Origin of the sequence: Natrialba swarupiae, from assembly GCF_008245225.1 — an archaeon.
Lineage (GTDB): Archaea > Halobacteriota > Halobacteria > Halobacteriales > Natrialbaceae > Natrarchaeobius > Natrarchaeobius swarupiae.
Map to the genome: position 1 here is coordinate 143159 of NZ_VTAW01000002.1, position 18266 is coordinate 161424.

The following is an 18266-nucleotide window of genomic DNA, read 5'->3' on the forward strand; positions in this document are numbered from 1 at the left end:
CAGCGCAACCGCTCCGGACGCCGCTCGAGTACATCAATCGCTATACATCTCGAGTCCGTACCTGGTCGTATGCACGTCGTCGTTCTCGGCGCGGGGTACGCGGGGCTCACCCTCACCCGCTCGCTCGAGCGTGAGCTCCCCGAAGACGTCGCGCTTACGCTCGTCGATCGGTCGCCGGATCACCTCGTTCAACACGAACTTCACCGGGTCGTCCGTCGACCCGAACTCGCCGAGGAGATCACAGTGTCCCTCCCCGACGTTCTCGAGCGCGCGGCCGTCCGGGTCGGCCGGGTCGAGGCGATCGATCGGGACGACCGAACCGTGTCGCTCTCGGGAGGCATCCTCGAGTACGACGTCGCGGCGATCTGTCTCGGCGCGAAAACCGCGTTCTACGGCCTCGAAGGGGTCCGCGAGCACGCGACGCCGCTCACGCGACTCTCGGACGCGTTTCGGATCCGCAACCGAGCGCTCGAGGTCCTCGGCGAGGATCACCCGCGGATCGTCGTCGGGGGCGCGGGGCTCTCGGGGGTCCAGGTCGCCGGCGAACTCGCGGCGCTCGCTCGCGAACGCCGCGCCGAGGCGACGATCACGATCGTCGAGCAGTTTCCGTCCGTCGCGCCGTCGTTCCCGGCGAACTTCCAGCGGGCCGTCGAAAAGGCCCTCGGGGACGCCGGTGTCGAGATTCGGACCGACGCGACCGTCGCATCGGCGGACGAACGGGCCGTTCACCTCGAGAGCGGTGAGACGATTCCGTTCGACCAGTTCGTCTGGACCGGCGGTATTCGAGGGTCGGACGCGTTCGAGGGAGAGCGTCCGACGGTCGGAGACGACCTCCGGCTCGACGACCGGACGTTCGCGCTGGGTGACGCCGCAACCGTCGTCGACGCCGACGGCGAGACGGTCCCGGCGAGTGCGCAGGCGGCTGTCCGGCAGGCTCGAACGGCCGCGACCAACGTAACGCGGGTCGTCGAGGCGGCCCGTGGCGAGAGCGACGGCGTCGAGCCCCGAATGGAGTCGTTCAGCTTTCACTCGCCGGGCTGGCTCGTCAGCGTCGGTGACGATGCCGTCGCACAGGTCGGCCCCGCGGTACTCACGGGCCGTGGGGCGAAGGCGCTCAAATCGACCGTCGGCGTCGGCTACCTCTCCGCGGTCGGCGCGAGGAGGACGGCGCTCGGTCGCGCTCGAGACGAACTCGATCCGCGACACCGGTAACGGTCGCGATGAACTCGATCCGCGTCACCGGTAGCAGTCGTGGCGACGGTCCGTCGAAGTCGTCGAATTCGGTGGCCGTCAGTCGGACGACGACGACCGCGCGTTCGTCCCCCCAACCGGCGACGTCGACTGTAGCGCTCGTCGCGTCGACGGCGTCACGCGCTCGAGCGAGCCGCCGGCTTGTGCGACGTCGACGAGCAGGTCGGTCAGGTTCACCAGATCGCCGACGTACTCGCGTCGTCGCGTCGCCCAGCGGTCGGATGCAGTCTCGTCGGCCACCAACTCGAGCGAGCGATCGCGGATCGCCTCGTACTCGTCGAACTGTTCGGCGAGACCGACGCGCTCGAGTTCGCGGAACTCGCCGTACTCGTGGTCGTCGGTTCCCCGATATCGGAGCGCGGGCGTCCCCAGTAAGGCGGCCTCGTTGACCATCGTCCCGGTGTCGGCCACCAGTAACGACGCCTCGGCCATGGCGTCGTGGATCAACGCCGGGTGAAGGTCGTACTCGCGAGCGGGGAGATCACGGAGGGTCATCTCGCCGCCCTCGTCCGAGACGAAGACGGTCGCGCGCTCGCTCAAGCGCTCGAGCAGGTCGCGACGTTGCTCGCGCGTAAAGCCCTCGAGTCCGGCGTCGTGGAGCGCGTCGAGGCCGTTGAATCGAACCAACGCGTACGGCTCGTCGGGACCGATCCCGAGGTACTCCCGGACGGCGCCGTCCGGTTCGAAGACGTCGGGGTGGAGATACGCACACTCCTTGAAGCCGTCGAAGGTGTAGTGGTCGTCGCCGAGGTCGCGGCGAGTCACCGCCGGCGAGATGATGCAGTCGGCGAAGGGCCTGGAGACGGTGTGGTTGAAATCGCCCGGTTCGTCGTCGAGCACCAACACGGTCGGCGTCCGGGTCACCGTCCCGGCGAGGGCGGCGTAGGGACCCCGCCCGAAGACAACGTCTGGTCGGAATCGAAGGCTCTCGCCGACGATCCGGGCGGCTTGCTCGCCGAGTTCGCGCGCCAGCTGTGGCTTCGTCGGCGCCGTAGTCTCGTGTCTCCCGTAACGCCGGAACGGCATCCCGAAGAACTCGAGTAGGTCGGTCGTACAGGCGTACTCCCTGGTCAGGACGAGGACGTCGTGGCCGGCGTCCTCGAGGCGATCAGCCGCGTGGCGATAGAGGTGAACGTGCGCGGGCGTGTTAGCGAAGACGAGAATCCGCATCGAGGGTGGATTCCCGCCGCGCGTGCTTTGTAATCGTACACGTACAAACGAACGTGGGTCGGCGGCGCTGGCGGACCATTCGGTGCGACGAGACGTGTCGGAAAAAGGGGCGGATAACGAAGCGTCGTCGGGCGGTTTCACTCCTCGACCCGGATGCACGTGCTCGCGCTGACGACGAACGACGACGCGCCGTTCATGAACGAGCAGATGCGACTCCTAGAGCGCCGCGGCGTCTCGTTTTCGACGCTTTCGGTCTCCGGCGACGGCCGCGCGGGCCACTCGAGGGGGCCGACCGACTACCTCCGATTCTTCCCGTCGGTCCTCCGCGAGTCGACGAACGGCTACGATCTGATCCACGCCCACTACGGGCTGACGGCACCGATGGGCCTCGCACAGTGTCGCAAGCCGGTCGTGCTCTCGCTGTGGGGATCGGACCTCTACGGCCCGATCGAGCCGATCAGCCGCGCCTGCGTCCCGATCTGTGACGAGGTGGTCGTCATGTCCGAGGAGATGCGGGAGTACCTCGGACGGGAGTGTACGGTCGTCCCGGACGGCGTCGACCTCGAGAAGTTCCATCCCGGTCCCAGGCGGGACGCACGCGAGGCGGTCGGCTGGGCCGGCGACGAGTACCAGGTACTGTTTCCGTACACGCCAAAGCGGACGGTGAAGAACTACCCCCGCGCCCGTCGGATCGTCAACGCGGTCAACGGACTGGTCGACCGCCCGGTCAGGCTCCGGACGGTCTACGACGTCGATCACGAGACCATCCCGGACTACATGAACGCCGCCGACGCGCTGTTGATGACCTCCGATAGCGAGGGATCGCCGAACTCGGTGAAGGAGGCTCTCGCCTGTAACCTCCCGGTCGTTGCAACCGACGTCGGCGACGTTCGGACGCGCCTCGAGGGAGTCTCCCCCTCCTGCGTGAGCGACGACGACGAGGACCTGGTCGACGGGCTTCGGGAGATCCTCGAGCGCGGCGAGCGATCGAACGGTCGCGAGGCGGCCCGCGAGGTGAGCCTCGACAACACGGCGACGCGGATGCTCGAGGTGTACGAACGAGTCGTCTAAATCAGGAGGGTGCCTCGAAAAACCGTCAGTCGACGTGCTCGAGAGTGAGTTCTGGCAAACTATTCGCTACGAGCGGTTTCGACCGAATCCGAAACCCCCTCTTCGTCGACACGCTGGCGAAGGTCGTCGAGGCGGGCGTGTAGCTCGTCGTCGCTCACCGGCTCCTGTTCGGCGCGAGCGAGTAGCTGTTCGACGCGAAGTGCGGCGATAGCTGGCTCGTCGTTTAGTTCGATCAGGTGGCGACGGACGGACTCCTTGATGAACTCGCTCTTGTTCGTGTAGACGCCTGTCTCTTCGAGAAACTGCTCGAGTTCCCGGTCGAGCTCTGTAGGGAATTTGACGCTAACGTTGGCGTACTTCATTGTAATACTATAGTAGTACAGCCAAATAAAGATGCGGACATCCTCGATGGAACGATCGATCGTCTCTCGACATGGTCCCGGGGCAGTTCACCCGTTCGTCGACCGGTACCACGCCACCGTCTCCGGCAGGTGCGCCTCGAGCGGTTCGTACTCGTAGCCCAGTTCCTCGTGGGCTTTCTGCGAGCTGTAGAATAGTTCGCTGGTCGCGAGACGGGCCATCCGCCGGTCGAAGGGAAACACTCGCCTGTCGGCGACGGCGTCGACGACCTCGGCGACTGGGCCGGCGGCGTGGATCGCCGTCGACGGAACGGGAACGCGTGCGGGGGAGCCACCCGCGTGGTCGGCGATCCGTTCGGCCGCCCGGTCGTAGGTGAGGTTCTCGCCGCCGAGGATGTAGTGGTCGCCGCGCGTGCCGGCGGCGTAGGCCGAAAGTAGGCCGTCGACGACGTCCGAGACGCCGACGACGCTCAGTCCGCCCGGGAGGTAGGCGGGCATCGTCGGCTCGAGGCCCATCGCGAGCAACTGTGGGGTAAAGGAGTCGTCGCCGGGGCCGAAGATCGAAGTGGGGTGAACCGTCACCGCATCGCCGTCGTCCTCGGCGTACCGGTCGACCAGTCGTTCGGCCGCGGCTTTCGAGGACTGGTAGGCACCGATCGGTTCGGCGAAGTCCGTCTCGTCGGCGAAGCGTTTCGTGGTCCGGCGGGTGCCCGCGGTGCTGGTGAAGACAAGCCGGCCGACGTCCGAATCGCGACAGGCCGACAGCAGCGTCGCCGTCCCGTCGCGGTTGACCCGTTCGACGGTCTCCGGGCCGGCACTCCAGAGCCCGACGCCGGCGAGGTGGAAGACGGCGTCGACCCCGTCGACGAGCGCCCGGAGGGTCTCGTCTTCGAACACGTCTCCGACGTACCAGTCGACGCCCTCCAGCCCGTTTCGATCGGAGGTCGGGCGGCTGAGTCCCCGAACGTCCCACCCCTCCTCGAGCAGTCGCTCACACAGGTGGCCCCCGAGAAACCCCGTCGCGCCGGTGACCGCCGCGACGTCAGTCGGCATCCCCTTTCCCCTCGAGTTGCGGTGGGACGGCATCGCGCCCGGCCGCGGCGTACAGTCGGTAGGCTGCGGTCACTACCGGATGCATGTCTCCGTCCGGCGGTAACTCGCCGCCGGAGAGCCGATCGCCGATCGCCTCGACGTCAAGCGTTCGCGCCTCCGGCCCGACGCGTTCGACGTCGATTCTCGCCCCGTCCTCGAGCGCGAGTGAGAGTGCGGGCTCCTCGTCGATCGACCGGCCGAGAAGCGAAGCGGCGACGGCGTCGGTTGGCGCCGTCGGACCGGCGAAGATCGCGTTCGCCGCGTGTGGCGTCCCGCCGTAGGCCGTCGTCGCGTCGAGAATCGAGAGCGCGGGATCGACGATGTCGGCGGCCGCGACTGCCGTCGCGTCCGGATCGTCCGTCTCATCGCCGAGCGCTGCGAGCGTCCGCATGCCGCCGGCAACCGCCCCCGACTCGGTCGGCCTGAGCGTCGGGACGACGACCACGGTGCGCTCGAGGAGGTCGGTCGGCACCGCGAACGGAACCGACCGATCGTCGACGGATCGAACGACTCTGGTCCGGCTCGTCTCGTCGTCGATCCCCGAAAACGTCGCTTCGAAGCGTTCGAGAACCGCCGGGTAGCCGAGGTAGGCGGCGGTTCGGTCGGCGTCGATTCCGGTTCCGGCGCCGACGACGTCGATCTCGGCGTCGCCCCGACGCTCGATGTGGGAGACGAGCGCCCCGACGAGCGCCGGATCGGTCACCATCCCGGTCGACGGGTGAAAGGGGTAGTGGACGTCGGGAACGACGGCGATTCGATCGGCGTTCTCGATCACAGTGATCGACGGCTCGAGGATCGCCGAAAGTGACGACTCGAACGTCGCCATCCGCGCGTCGACGTCGGGGAGCCAGCCACCGGTTCGGTCGCCGGCGTCGACGGCGGCCACGCGAACGTGACCGTGGCTCCCGCCGTGGTCAGCACTCATAGCGTCACCTCCGTCGCCTCGAGATCGTTCGATCCGGTCGGTTTGGCACACTCGTAGGCGGCTTCGGCGAGCTCGAGCGTCCGCTTGCCGTCGCGGCCATCGACGGGCGGCCGTTCGTCGTTCCGGATGGCGTCGAAAAACGCAGCCAGGGCATCGTAGTGTGCCCGGAGGTAGAACGTCGGGCCGAAGACGTCCGGGTCGTCTCCGGTCACCCGACCGGCGACGTTTCCGATCGCGGATTTGGCGGCACTCGCATAGAAGTTCTCCGGGAGGTACTCCTCGTTGGCGATCGTCCCCGTCACGCCCTCGAGACGGAGCCGCGTGTTGACCTCGGGGAGCTGTTCCCACTGGTAGGAACCACAGTGAAGCGTGATCGTCGTCTCGGTCTCCGGCGCCCGGAGCAGTACCGTCGCGGCGTCTTCGACCGGCAACTCGAGCGTCTCGCCGATCGCCGCGCTCTCGACCTCGAGGTCGCCGAACAGCCACTCGAGGACGTCGAAACAGTGAATTCCGAGTTCGAGCAACGAGCCGCCCCCGGCCGCGTCGGCGTCGAGCGGCCACTCCGGCGGTGAGTCCGTCGCCGGCGGTCGACCGAGGGCGCCGTCGTTGAGCCGCGTGATCGACGCGTACGGCACGTGACCGACGCGACCGTCCTCGTAGGCCTCCTTGACTCCAACTACGTCGGGCTGGTAGCGAAGCGTGTGGTCGACGCCCACGGCGATCCCCGCGTCCGTCGCCGCCTCGAGCATCCGGTCGGCTTCCGCGCTCGAGCGGGCCAAGGGTTTCTCGACGAAGACGTCGATGCCGGCTGCGGCGGCCTGCTCGACGGCGTCCGCGTGGAGAAACGGGGGCAGCGCGACGACCGCGGCGTCGAGATCCTCCGACTCGAGGAGCGTGGCGTAATCGTCGTACGTCCGCGAGACGCCGGCGCGTTTCGCCCGGGCTCGGTTCTCCGATCGGGCGTCCGCGACCGCACGGACGTCCACGCCGGGCATGACCAGCGCCGATTTCAGATGGACAGTGCCGATGTTTCCAGCCCCGAGTACGCCCACAGCGAGTGAATCTGACTCCGTCAACCGCGAGAGAAGTGCCGTATTCATCTGTCGGAGACGGGGTGGCGTCGGGCTTTGTTATCATCGCCGTACAGCGCTGTCGTCGTCGGATTCGTGATCGTACAGCGACCTGCCGTCGGAATCGGCTGTGGTTCGGATCGACGACCGGACCGATCAACAGCGCTGACAGTCGGTCTCGGAGACGGTAAGACGAAAATACACTGGGCGAGCGGATCGAGCCGAAATCAATCGTTCGATCGACTCGCCGGTGCCGGCTGGGAGACCGAGATCACGCCGCCGTTGGCGTCGCTCGCAGTCGTGGCGTTGCCGTCGACGGTGCGCTGGGCGACACGGTTCATCGTCTCGACGCGGAGATCAGTTTCTGACCGCCGGCGATCGAGATACTCGAGGATCGCCCGCATCCGCCGGTCGTCTTGTTTGCCGACGAGGTTGTTCGGATGAAGCCACATGTGGAAGACCCCGTCTCGTCGGACAGCCTCGTCGATACCGCGGCGCACCTGGACGACCATCGGATCCCGCCAGATCGACTCTGCAACGGTGCGTGCTGGCCCCTCGAACCCGAACAGGAACAACGACGCCGGAACGTCGACCAGCCCGTACTCGTCGATCGTCGGCGCGACCAGCATGGACCGGTCGCGGATCGTCGAATCGAGCAATCCCCACACGCCGTCGCCGGTTGGCGACCGGCCACGATACGCACGTACGCCGTACTCCGCCAGCACGTCCCGGTGGCCGACGCCGTTTCGCGGATAGACGAACGAGTCGATCGAGAGCCCCCAGTCGGCGGCGATCTCGACGCTTCGCTCGAGTTCGGCCGCGGCGATCTCGGCGTCCGTCTCCGGCCGATCGAAGAGGACGTGCGAAAACGAGTGGCTGGCGAACTCGTGGTCGACGTCGGACTCGAGGAGGTCGGTGACGAGGTCGGGACAGAATCTGAGGTCCTCGCGGTCGCGCCACGTCGTTCGTTCCCGCTCGAACCACTCGTCCGGTGCGGGATGGTCAGCGTGTCTCCCGTCACACGACTCGAGCATGAGGTGGCCGACCACCGCCCAGGTCGCGGGAATCTCGTACGTCTCGAACAGTTCGAGCATCGTCGACCAGCCGCGACGGCCGGCTTCGACGCGACGGCCCGGCAGGGACTCGAGGTCGTGAAACCCCCAGCCGAGTTCGGCATCGAGCGAGATGACGACGCTACCCATCGGACCCACCACGGCGTACAGTCATATCCGTAGCGCAACCGACCGGACGGTTTTGTTATTGCTCGCTTTTTCCGACGCGATCTCGTTTCGTGGCCGTCCGTCGACCGGGACGAACCCCCGCCTCCGTGGTCCTTCCGTTCCGGCTTTCGCCTCGAGTCACCCGGAGTATCGTATCGTCGCAAGCGAGTACCAGAATTCGCGAACAGTCGGTGCATCCGACGGTAAGCGGACCGAACAGGGATGGTCAGGGTTCGCCAGCGGCGTGAACACTCTCTATAACAAAGCGGATATCCGGCCACCTCCCCCACAGCAGGCGTTCTCAGACAATCATGAGTGCATCTACTCCGAGATCCGAGCGAGCGTTCGTGCTCGGGCTCGACGGCGTCCCGTGGAACCTTCTCGAACAGTGGACAGACAGGGGCGAACTCCCCAACTTCGAGCGACTGCGTGAGGAAGGGGCATCCGGTCCGCTCGTAAGCACCAGTCCGCCGACGACGCCGCTCGCGTGGCCGTCGATCGCGACCGGCGTCTGGGCCGACAAACACGGTATCTACGGCTTCCAGAACCTCTCCGCTGAGTATAGCCACGAGATGTATACGAGTCGGGATCTGAAACAGCCGACGCTCTGGGACCTGCTCTCGCCGGCCCACGTCGGGAACGTTCCGATGACCTACCCCGTTCGCGAACTCGACGGAACGATGGTCTCCGGGATGATGACACCCTCGACCGAGCGCGAGTTCACGTATCCGCCCGACCTCGGCGAAGAGATCGAGTCGCGCGTTCCCGACTATCGGATCAGTCTCGACTATCCCGAGTACGCCGGTCGGCTCGACGCCTTCGAGGAGGCCGTCGACGAGATGCTCGCGAACCGTCGCGAGGTAATGGACATCCAGATGGAACGCGCCGACGACGACTGGCAGCTGTTTTTCTTCGTCTACACCGCACCCGACCGATTCCAGCATCTTACCTGGGATCTGGATCGCCTCCTCGAACACTACCGGCAACTCGACGACCTCCTCGGGGAGGTGATGGAGTACACCGAGCGCCACGACGCGGACCTCTACGTCGTCTCAGATCACGGCTTCGGGCCGATTTACGAACTCGTCTACGTCAATCACGTTCTCGAGCGGGAGGGGTACCTCTGCAGACGCGAAGACGAGGGGACCAGGGGAGCGCTCGCGAGCCTGGGAATCTCGCGTGAGCGTATCACGAACGTCTTAGAGCGGGTCGGAATCTCCGAGGAGATGCTCGTCTCGACGCTGCCACGGGGACTCGTCGACTCGGTCGCCGAGCAGATCCCAGGGGATCACGCCCTCTACGACGTCGACTACGATCGAACGCGCGCGTTCGTCCACGGTGCCGGGAACTGTTATATCAACGACACCAACCGGTTCGAGCACGGCGTCGTCTCGCCGGTCGACGTCCCGTCGGTCAAAGACGAGCTCATCGAGATCTTCGAATCGGTCACGGACGACGACGGGAATCGAGTTCTCACCGTCGAAGACGGCGACGAGCTGTTCCCGACGGACGACGACTCGCCCGACCTCGTCGTCAACGGCGTCGACGGCTACGAGTCACGAAACGCGATCACGGACGAGCCGTTCGGGGACACCGGAACGTACGCCGCGAGCCATCGGAAACAGGGAATCGTCCTCTGTCACGGCCCGACGATCGACGCCGGCGCGACCCTCCGCGGCGCTCGCGTCGTCGACGTCGCCCCGACGCTGCTCCACGGAATCGGCCAACCGGTCCCTGCGAACGCCGACGGCCGCGTCCTCTTCGATGCGTTCCGGACCGATGCGAAGCCGTCCCGTACGAAAGTCGAGCGAGTCGACGTCTCGAGACGCGACGAAGACGACGACGTCCACGACGATTTCGCCGACGTCGAGAGCCGCCTGAAAGGGCTCGGCTACATGGAGTGACGTTCTCGGTCGGCTACGCTGACAGCGCCTCCAACGAACAGCAGACTGCCTCTTTGCAAGCACCGAAGCTACCCGCCGGGCGTTCCTATCTCGTCCTATGGTCGACGACGACCTCGAACTCGAGCGTGACATCGGCGAGGCGACGATCGTATACGACGAACCGGACGACGGGACGGTCCGGAAGACGGTTCCGAACGAACACGTGGCGTACTTCCAGGACCACTGGATCATCAAGACCGACGAGGACGACGAGGGACACGATATCGTCCGTCGCATTCCGTCCAAACGGGTACACTACGTCGAGCGGTCGGTCGAGGAGTTCGAGGAGGAAGTCCAGACGATGATCGATCAGGTCCAGTCGTTCGCCTCGGAGTTACGGACCAAGATTCCGGTCGGCGGCGGGAGAGACGAGGACGAGGACGGCCCTCCGATCGAGGTCGGCGTGCGGGACGAAACCGACGAGAAGTAGCGACCCGTCTCCGGCAGCCAGTCAGTGTGTCCCTGCGATGTCACCGCGCCGAACGCACGCGCTCGAGTCCGGTCCGCGCCGATTTTACCGCCGGGTACGCCGCGTTGTAGAGTCGAGTCGGAACGTTCCTCGCGCCTGCGCGCAAGAGTCGATCCGACAGCGGCGGTTCGGCCTCCGAGACGAGCTCCTCGAGGTCGGCGTCGACCAGCCACTCGAAAAAGGCCCGCTCGGCGGCTGATTCGGGCGTCGTCTCGCGAACGCGGTCCCGAATGTCCGCCCACATGTATCGCTCGTCCTCGCCGAGTTCCCACTCGCCACCCTCGAGCGTGCGCCTGATCCGATCGTACTCCGTCTCGTCGAACGGGTAGCCGTGGGCCGTCGGCTCGAGTCCCGACAGTCGGAGGCCAACTGCGGTCCGATAACACTTCTCACAGCGCCCGCAGTTGCCGTCCATCCGGACGTTGCAGGTCTGGAGGTCGAGCGTCGGCGCGTCGCTCTCGACGTAGTCGGCGATCACGTCGAGGCGTTCCTGTCTGGTGAGGCCGTAGGCGTCGTGGTGACACCGGGTCCCGCTCCAGCGGACGTAGTCGTCGATGTCGGGTCGGGAGCCCCACTCGAGGTCGACGCCCTCCCAATGAGTCGCCCCGACGTACAGCTCCGAGATACCGCGTGCGTACGCCATCGGTGCACAGAGACCGAGCAACCCGAGTCCGTGGCCGACTGAGCTATACCACGCGCCGTCGACGAACCGTTTGTAGTGTGCGAGTACCATCGGATGATCGATCGCCGAGAGGACGTTCGACTCGAGGAACGCGGTCTCGAGGCCGCGCTCGTCGGCGAACGTCGAGACACGTTCCCGGAGGTCGTTCCACTTCTCGTCGTCGGCTCGGTCCGTCGTGATCGTCCAGCCGCGGATGCTGACGAGCGTCGGCGACTCCTCGCGGTGGCGGACGTACGAACAGGTCGAGTCGACGCCGCCGGTAAAGAGCAGTGCGCTGTCCGCGTCGGTCGATCGACCGTGGTCCCGTTCGGCGGAACTCTCGACTGCCGGTGGTTCAGCGTCGGTCGTCTCCCGTGCGTACAGCGTTCCACCCTCGAGAAAGTCGTGCATGGAGAGCAACGAGGCTTTGACGTCCTCTAAGGCGTGCGCGAACCGGCCGTCGACCTCGTCGACGTAGACGTCCGCACCGCTCGCCCAGGCGAGCGGGCAGACGTTCGCGAGGGCCGGAATCGCGAGGATACCCTCGGGAACGTCCTCGATCGACCGATCGTACTCTACCCTGAACGGCTCCCCCGAGAAGAAGCGCTCGAGGTCTTTCGAGGGCCTGACGTCGCACTCGAGGGTCGATCCCGTTGCGGTGATGCTGTCGATGACGATAGATGACATTGGTGTGGAGACGGCAGTGACCGTCGGTCCCGACGATCACGGCTCGCTACAAAAACGGGCAGAATCGTTGATCGTCACGGCGAGGTGAAAGCACCGGATACGCCGTCGTCGTCGATTCGAGACCGAGTCGTTACCGGTGTACGACGTTCGTACCGCGTTCCCGGTCGGCGGTCGAAGACGCCGCGTTCGCTCGAGCAGATTCTCACAGAGACTGGCGTCGGTCACGAATTCGACGTCGTCAGGCGTGGACCGGGGTCGTCGAATAAGGTCACTATAACAAACGCCGGGTCCAGTGACCCTCCGCTCGAGAGATGCGTACGGATACGAGCGTCGTTGGTTGCTGGGGTGGGTTTGTGTGAATCGGACGGCGTCGAACCTGACGTTCGCCCTCGGGTTCTTCGCACTCGCTGCGGGAGTCGTCCTCGCGCGGGCGAACCCGGCGACGTCGTACGAGTCGTCGATCTACACCGGTACGCCGACGACCGTGTGGCTCTGTTTCGCGGTCGCACTCGGCCTGTCCGTCGTTGCGGCGGTCGCCGCCCGCGGCCGGTCACAGACGCTCGGGATCGTCCTCGGGGCGACGACGGTTACGTCGATCGTGAGTCTTCCCGTGCTCAGAAACTATCGATTCTCGGGGATGGGCGACGCGTTGACTCACCTCGGCTGGACGGGGGATATCGTCGACGGGCTGTTGTCTCCCCACGAACTGATCTACCCGGGCGTTCACTCGCTCGGAGCCACTCTACACCTCCTCGGTGGCATTCCGGTCGAACGCGCGTTGCTGTTGACCATCGTCGTCCTGTTCGTTCCGTTCCTGATTTTCGTCCCGTTGACGGTCCGAGAGATGACTGGATCCCCCGCAGCCGTGGGTGTCGCGGCGATCGTCTCCTGGATGGTGTTGCCGATCAACAACGTCGCGACCCACATGGGCATCCACTCGAACTCGAACGCGCTGTTTCTGGTTCCGGTCGTCATCTTCGCGCTCGTCGCGTACCTCCGGCGACGCTCGACGACCGAGCGCCTTCCGTTCGGCATCTCGCCGTACAGCGTTCTCATCTACCTCTCGGGGATCGCTCTCCTTGTCGTCCACCCCCAGCAGATGATAAACGTGGTCGTCCTCGTGGGAGCAATCGCGGGCATTCAGTTTCTCGCCCGATGGCGATTTTCCGATCACCCGATGGTCGATCAACCGACGACGTACGCGCATACGATCGTCCTGGGGACGCTGTTTGCCGTCTGGACGGTCTCGAACGAGCGGTTCAGAAGCGCTGGCGTCGGACTCGCCGAAGGGGTCCTCACAGCTGACGTCGGTGCCAGCGCGGAAGTCGACCAGCGTGGGGCCTCGCTGACCGAGATCGGCGGCAGTATCCAGGAGCTGTTCGTCACGATGTTCCTCGATGCGGCGATCGTCGGTGTCGTCGCCGCGCTGTTCGTCCTCGTTACCTGGCTCGGGTGGACCTCACTCGACCGCGAGGCGGCGTCGTTCGTCACCTACCTCGCGATCGCCCTGATCCCCCTCGGTGGGATCTTCCTCGTTTACTTCGTCGGAACGCCGACGATGGCCTTCCGCCAAGTCGGGTTCATCTACGTCCTCCTGACGATCCTCGGTGCCATCGGGATCGCACACGTGATCGGCGGCCTCTCGAGAGTGATCACGAGACCCGGTGCGAACGCAGTCGCGTCGGTGGGTCTCGCTGCACTCCTCGTGTTGGGACTGATGACCGTCTACGCCTCGCCGCTCATCTACAACCCCAGCCAGCACGTCACTGACGAGCAGTTCAGCGGCTACGAGTCCGGGCTCGAGCACGGGGCCGACGGCTACTCGCACGCGGCGATCGGTTACGATCCGTTCCGGTACGACCACGCCCTCCACGGACTCGAGGGCGAGGAGACGCTGAGCGGCGCAACGGCCGCGACGGGCGAAGCCGATCCCGACGAACTCGCGGCTGGGAACTACACCGGTGCGTATCACGGTCTCGATTACTACCTGATCGTCACCGAGTACGACCTCACGCGGGAAATCGAAGTCTATCAGGAACTCCACTACAGCGAACAGTCACTCGAGGGACTCGGCTCCGATCCGGCCGTCGACAAGGTGATTTCGAACGACGAGTTCGAGATGTATGCCGTCGTTAGCGAGGACGACGACGAGTGAGCGGGGAAAACAGTCTGCATAACAAAGCCCGAGAACACCCATCGTGGTTGATACATGTCTGCCCTCGATGACGTGTGTGTGCTGGATCTGACGAGGGTCCTCGGTGGACCGTACTGTACGATGCTGCTGGCCGATATGGGTGCCGACGTGGTGAAAGTCGAACCGCCCGGTGGCGATTTCGTTCGCCAGACACCGCCGTTTCACGAAGACGACGACAGCTTCGGCGGCTACTTCCAGAGTATCAACCGCGGCAAGCGGAGTCTCGAACTCGACTTCACCGACGAACGCGACCGCGAGGAGTTTCGATCCCTCGTCGAGACGGCCGACGTCGTCGTCGAGAACTACCGCTCGGGGACGATGGAGAAGTTCGGCCTCGAGTACGAGCGACTCGCCGAGATCAACCCGCGTCTCGTCTACGCCGCGATGCGAGGGTTCGGCGATCCGCGAACGGTCTCGAGTCCACGACAGGACGAGCCGGCGTTCGACCTGGTCGCGCAGGCCCTTGGCGGGATCATGCATCACACCGGCCAGGAGGACGGCCCGCCGACGAAAGTCGGGTTCGGCGTCGGTGACATTTTCACGGGCGTGCTCCACGCGGTCAACATCCTCGGCGCGTTGCACTACCGGGATCGGACGGGCGTCGGCCAGTTCGTGGATACGGCGATGTACGACGCGATGATCAGCCTGGCCGAGCGGGCGGTGTATCAACACTCCTACACCGGCGAGAACCCGACCCGGTGTGGGAACGCACACCCGACGCTGTTCCCGTACAACGCCTTCGAGGCCGAGGACGGCTACGTCGTCATCGCCGCGCTCACCGACCGCCACTGGCGGAACCTTTGTGAGCGGATGGATCGTCCGCAGTGGGCTGTCGACTATCCCGAGGCGTCCGATCGCCTCGCACACAGAGATCGACTGGAGGAGGGGATCGCCGACTGGGTCGCCACCCTCTCGGTCGAATCGGTCCTTTCCGAACTCAACGGGGCCGTTCCGTGTGGCCCGGTCCAGGATATCACCGACGTCTACGACAGCGAACACGCCCACCAGCGTGAGATGCTCGTCGAGGCCGAACTTCCCCACTCCGAGGAGACGGTGACGATCGCGGGGACGCCCATCAAGATGGCCAAGACGCCGCCGTCGCCCGGAGAACGCGCGCCGCTTCTCGACGAACACCGGAGCGAGATCGTCGACAGAGAGGACGCGATCCACTCGAGCCGCCACGAAACCGACTCGAGTCCCGTCGGCGTCACCGACGGAAACCCCCAGAACGACTGATCGGAGCTATGGCAACGGAGCGTACACACTCTGACGCGGAATCGACCGACGGTGATCGTGCCACAGATCGTCTCGAACGATCGCGTACTGACAACATCGGGGGTGCGGCGAGCGAGAATGGTCGCGAGCCTGGGGACGATCCGTACGTCATTCGGCCGTACCAGCCGGCGGACCGGGAGGAGTTCCTCGAGCTCTACGATCGGGTTCTCGGCGACCGAAACGACGAGTGGTTCCGCTGGAAGTACGAGGACAACCCGTACGTCGACCACGTGCCGATGATCGTCGCGACCCACGAGGGACGCGTCGTCGGGACGAAACCCTGTTTCGCCCTCGAGCTACAGGTCGGATCGACGACGAAGCTGGGGCTCCAGCCCGCGGACGTGATGGTCGACCCCGACCACCGACGCAACGGGCTGTACTCTCGGACGACCGAGCGACTGAAAGACCACTACCGCGACCGCGAGCCGGCGCTGTTTTTCAACTTTCCCAACGAGGCGACGCTCTCCGGGAGTCTGAAACACGGCTGGCGGATCGTCCAGGAGGTCCCGACGTTCTACCGAGTACAACGCCCGGACGCGCTCGCCGACGGTGACGGCCGACTCGAGACGCTCGCCTCGCTCGCTCGGCCGGTCGCTGCCGGCTACTGTCGCGCCCGCGAACGGCTCGTTGCCACGCCGTCGGACGTGACGGTCGACCGGTTCGACGGGATTCCAGTCGACCAGTTCGTCGGTCTGGCCGGGAAACGGACGCCGGGGACGATCCACGCCGCCCGAGACGAGACGTTCTACGAGTGGCGGTTCGATACTCCCCACTGGTCCTACGAGGCGTATCTCGCGAGCCGAAACGACGTCCCGGTCGCGGGCGTGGTCGTCGGAACGAGAGTCGACGATCGGTCGCAAACGACCTGTCTGACGGACGTCGTCCCCCTCGCTGAGACGCCAGCTCGTCGGGACGGCCTGCTCGCGATCCTGTCTCGAGTCGTCCAAGACCACCGCGACGCCGCGATTCTCGCCGCGAGCGGCAGAGTGATCCAGCCGACGCTCCTCCGCCGGTTCGGGTTTCACACCGACCAGCGACCCCCCCTCTCGAGGCTGACCGAGCCGACGACGCAGGTGACGTATCCCATCGCGGACGACGGGGGACACGAGTGGACCGTCGGGGGCCGTGCGGTGACCGACCCCGCGAACTGGACGATTACGTTCGCCGAACAGGACTCCTGGTAGTTCTTCGCGACGCCACGCTCGTTCTCGCCGACCGGTATCGATCCGTATAAACCTGTTTCCGTCGGTTCGCGTGACTCGCGCAGGCCCGTCACGTCTGCGGGAAATACCGAATTTCTCGAGTAATTGCCTCGTACATCGACCCCTTCACCCACCCAAACTGTTCTTACTTTCGGGCTAAAACACCCACACAATGTGATCGATCACGTACTGTTCTAAAGTTATTCAGTAAGTTTAATCTATTTCGGCAAAGAAAAGTTTATGAGTGTAAACCCTTGTTACCCGAGTGTATGGCGCAGAACCCCCGTACGTCCGAGACGGATTCCGCTCCGACTACAGGCCGTAACACGCGATTAAGCCGCCGAAACTACGTTCGCTCGCTCGCCGCGGTCGCGACCGCGACGACGGCGTTTGGCGCAACGGGTACGGTAGCGGGCCAGGACGACTACGAGGTCATCGAAGCTGCAAACCAGACGATCACCATCGACTCCGGTGAGACCTGGGAGAACAAACTGATCGACATGACGACCGGCCAGGACGTCGTCATCACCGCACACGGAAGCGACTGGACGGTCCGAAACGTCGGGTTCCGCGGCGAGAACACGTCCGGAACCGGCTCCGCCACGTTCGGCATCTCCGATGCCGGCGGCTCGAGCACGATCGAGAACGTCTACCTCGGCGACGGCTCCGACAGCCGCAACGGCAGTTCGTCGGGCCACGGCCAGACCGCCTTCTGGGTCGACCCCGACCACGCCGGACACGTCGACTTCGAGAACGTCAACATCCAGGGCTTCGCGGACAACGCGATCTACGCCTCCGCGCCCGGTAACGCCGGCGGCGGGACGGTCCACATCGACAGCAGTTTCGCCGCCAACTGTTATGTCTCCCACTTCCGTCTCGCGACCGAGGGGAGCAAGGTGACCAACTCCTGTGTCTACGTCGACGACGAAGGGTACCAGGGCCGTGGTATCTGGGCCTGGGCGCCCGGCACCGTCGAAGTCGAGAACTGTCAACTCGAGATGAACGGACAGAACGTCGCGATCGACGCCGGTGCGAACGGGCAGGGAACGACGGTTGCGGTCCGTGACACCGACTACGACGAAACCGCAGGCGTTCAGGAACACGCCGGTTCGACCGTCCAACTCGAGGACGACGTCGGAACCGCCCCCGACGCGTACATTCCGAACGGCGTGCCGACCTCCGCGGAAGACGCCGCCGCCGGAAACTGATCGAATCGGTCATACGACCCCGCTGACGCGGTCCTCCACGCGCTTCGTTCTTTTTCACGGTCGATTTCGCTGACGCGCGAGTCGACTGTCCGCATTCGTTCCTCCACGTCTGCTCGAACGGTTGTAATACGGTATTACGCCGCGAGCAGCTGCCCCGATCCGGACCGCTGGACGCCGTATCAGGTGGGGCCACGATTCCGTTTGCGGTTTCGGCGATACATCGAGACGGCAATCGGACGACCCGGCAGTCGACGCTCGGAAGTCACGTGATCGACGGTCGACATCCGGTAATAATCGCTTACGAAGCGTTCTGCACCCGGTAATATCTTATTACGTCGCCGCCGTAGGCCGGTTCGACGTTCATTCTTCCGTGAACGTTTTTCGATAGATGTCTATTAAAACCCCTGTGAAGAAATTACATTGTGTAAATTTTAGGGTTATAAATTGGGAAAGTTTATGCGAGTAGTGG

15 protein-coding genes are annotated in these 18266 nt (G+C 65.1%); 8 read left to right on the forward strand and 7 right to left on the reverse strand.

Annotation, left to right across the window (positions count from 1 at the left end; all coding sequences use genetic code 11):
• Nucleotides 1-69 precede the first annotated feature (69 nt).
• The gene (locus FYC77_RS02765) at nt 70-1212 is read left to right on the forward strand and encodes an NAD(P)/FAD-dependent oxidoreductase (protein ID WP_149079982.1); all 1143 of its coding nucleotides are present in this window, start codon (nt 70-72) and stop codon (nt 1210-1212) included.
• Nucleotides 1213-1290: 78 nt separating this feature from the next.
• On the opposite strand, the gene FYC77_RS02770 is transcribed toward FYC77_RS02765, so the two are convergent.
• On the reverse strand, nt 1291-2421 hold the full coding sequence (locus FYC77_RS02770; RefSeq protein WP_149079983.1) for a DUF354 domain-containing protein: 1131 nt from the start codon (nt 2419-2421) through the stop codon (nt 1291-1293).
• A gap of 153 nt (nt 2422-2574) precedes the next feature.
• Between FYC77_RS02770 and FYC77_RS02775 the strand changes: the two genes are divergently transcribed.
• Nucleotides 2575-3492 carry a glycosyltransferase gene (locus FYC77_RS02775; protein WP_149079984.1) on the forward strand — a complete coding sequence of 306 codons (918 nt, stop codon included), beginning with the start codon at nt 2575-2577 and terminating at the stop codon, nt 3490-3492.
• A 59-nt stretch (nt 3493-3551) separates the two neighbouring features.
• Here FYC77_RS02775 and FYC77_RS02780 read toward each other — a convergent pair whose 3' ends face one another.
• From FYC77_RS02780 to FYC77_RS02800, 5 genes are all read right to left on the reverse strand, one after another.
• Entirely contained in the window at nt 3552-3854 is a 303-nt protein-coding gene (locus tag FYC77_RS02780; protein ID WP_149079985.1) for a ribbon-helix-helix domain-containing protein, read from the reverse strand.
• A gap of 87 nt (nt 3855-3941) precedes the next feature.
• Nucleotides 3942-4904, reverse strand: a complete 963-nt coding sequence (locus FYC77_RS02785) for an NAD-dependent epimerase/dehydratase family protein (protein ID WP_149079986.1) — start codon at nt 4902-4904, stop codon at nt 3942-3944.
• The gene (locus FYC77_RS02790; protein ID WP_149079987.1) at nt 4894-5868 is read right to left on the reverse strand and encodes a DUF362 domain-containing protein; all 975 of its coding nucleotides are present in this window, start codon (nt 5866-5868) and stop codon (nt 4894-4896) included. Before FYC77_RS02790 ends, FYC77_RS02785 begins: the two co-directional genes overlap by 11 nt.
• Nucleotides 5865-6968 (reverse strand): Gfo/Idh/MocA family protein, encoded by a 1104-nt coding sequence (locus tag FYC77_RS02795; RefSeq protein WP_149079988.1) that lies wholly within the window; start codon nt 6966-6968, stop codon nt 5865-5867. The genes FYC77_RS02790 and FYC77_RS02795 overlap by 4 nt, the downstream gene beginning before the upstream one ends.
• Before the next feature lie 197 nt (nt 6969-7165).
• Nucleotides 7166-8140 carry a polysaccharide deacetylase family protein gene (locus tag FYC77_RS02800; RefSeq protein WP_149079989.1) on the reverse strand — a complete coding sequence of 325 codons (975 nt, stop codon included), beginning with the start codon at nt 8138-8140 and terminating at the stop codon, nt 7166-7168.
• 329 nt (nt 8141-8469) lie between these two features.
• Between FYC77_RS02800 and FYC77_RS02805 the strand changes: the two genes are divergently transcribed.
• Nucleotides 8470-10062, forward strand: a complete 1593-nt coding sequence (locus FYC77_RS02805) for an alkaline phosphatase family protein (RefSeq protein WP_149079990.1) — start codon at nt 8470-8472, stop codon at nt 10060-10062.
• A 97-nt stretch (nt 10063-10159) separates the two neighbouring features.
• Nucleotides 10160-10531: a hypothetical protein gene (locus FYC77_RS02810; RefSeq protein ID WP_149079991.1), complete on the forward strand. Its 372-nt coding sequence runs from the start codon at nt 10160-10162 to the stop codon at nt 10529-10531.
• Nucleotides 10532-10571: 40 nt separating this feature from the next.
• Here the strand turns inward: FYC77_RS02810 and FYC77_RS02815 are convergent, their stop codons facing one another.
• The gene (locus FYC77_RS02815) at nt 10572-11918 is read right to left on the reverse strand and encodes a hypothetical protein (RefSeq protein ID WP_149079992.1); all 1347 of its coding nucleotides are present in this window, start codon (nt 11916-11918) and stop codon (nt 10572-10574) included.
• A 355-nt stretch (nt 11919-12273) separates the two neighbouring features.
• On the opposite strand from FYC77_RS02815, the gene FYC77_RS02820 reads away from it, so the two are divergent.
• From FYC77_RS02820 to FYC77_RS02835, 4 genes are all read left to right on the forward strand, one after another.
• On the forward strand, nt 12274-14073 hold the full coding sequence (locus FYC77_RS02820) for a hypothetical protein (RefSeq protein ID WP_149079993.1): 1800 nt from the start codon (nt 12274-12276) through the stop codon (nt 14071-14073).
• Nucleotides 14074-14127: 54 nt separating this feature from the next.
• The gene (gene mct / locus FYC77_RS02825) at nt 14128-15348 is read left to right on the forward strand and encodes a succinyl-CoA:mesaconate CoA-transferase (RefSeq protein ID WP_149079994.1); all 1221 of its coding nucleotides are present in this window, start codon (nt 14128-14130) and stop codon (nt 15346-15348) included.
• 8 nt (nt 15349-15356) lie between these two features.
• Complete coding sequence (locus tag FYC77_RS02830) at nt 15357-16571, forward strand: GNAT family N-acetyltransferase (protein WP_149079995.1); 1215 nt, start codon at nt 15357-15359, stop codon at nt 16569-16571.
• Between the two features lie 287 nt (nt 16572-16858).
• Complete coding sequence (locus FYC77_RS02835) at nt 16859-17797, forward strand: hypothetical protein (protein WP_149079996.1); 939 nt, start codon at nt 16859-16861, stop codon at nt 17795-17797.
• The last annotated feature ends 469 nt before the right edge of the window (nt 17798-18266 follow it).

Coding starts and splice junctions, on each gene's coding strand:
- FYC77_RS02805 (WP_149079990.1), top strand. CDS start 8,470: ATGAGTGCATCTACTCCGAGATCCGAGCGAGCGTTCGTGCTCGGGCTC.
- FYC77_RS02785 (WP_149079986.1), bottom strand. CDS start 4,904: ATGCCGACTGACGTCGCGGCGGTCACCGGCGCGACGGGGTTTCTCGGG.
- FYC77_RS02775 (WP_149079984.1), top strand. CDS start 2,575: ATGCACGTGCTCGCGCTGACGACGAACGACGACGCGCCGTTCATGAAC.
- FYC77_RS02780 (WP_149079985.1), bottom strand. CDS start 3,854: ATGAAGTACGCCAACGTTAGCGTCAAATTCCCTACAGAGCTCGACCGG.
- FYC77_RS02830 (WP_149079995.1), top strand. CDS start 15,357: ATGGCAACGGAGCGTACACACTCTGACGCGGAATCGACCGACGGTGAT.
- FYC77_RS02815 (WP_149079992.1), bottom strand. CDS start 11,918: ATGTCATCTATCGTCATCGACAGCATCACCGCAACGGGATCGACCCTC.
- FYC77_RS02800 (WP_149079989.1), bottom strand. CDS start 8,140: ATGGGTAGCGTCGTCATCTCGCTCGATGCCGAACTCGGCTGGGGGTTT.
- mct (WP_149079994.1), top strand. CDS start 14,128: ATGTCTGCCCTCGATGACGTGTGTGTGCTGGATCTGACGAGGGTCCTC.
- FYC77_RS02810 (WP_149079991.1), top strand. CDS start 10,160: ATGGTCGACGACGACCTCGAACTCGAGCGTGACATCGGCGAGGCGACG.
- FYC77_RS02770 (WP_149079983.1), bottom strand. CDS start 2,421: ATGCGGATTCTCGTCTTCGCTAACACGCCCGCGCACGTTCACCTCTAT.
- FYC77_RS02765 (WP_149079982.1), top strand. CDS start 70: ATGCACGTCGTCGTTCTCGGCGCGGGGTACGCGGGGCTCACCCTCACC.
- FYC77_RS02795 (WP_149079988.1), bottom strand. CDS start 6,968: ATGAATACGGCACTTCTCTCGCGGTTGACGGAGTCAGATTCACTCGCT.
- FYC77_RS02835 (WP_149079996.1), top strand. CDS start 16,859: ATGGCGCAGAACCCCCGTACGTCCGAGACGGATTCCGCTCCGACTACA.
- FYC77_RS02790 (WP_149079987.1), bottom strand. CDS start 5,868: ATGAGTGCTGACCACGGCGGGAGCCACGGTCACGTTCGCGTGGCCGCC.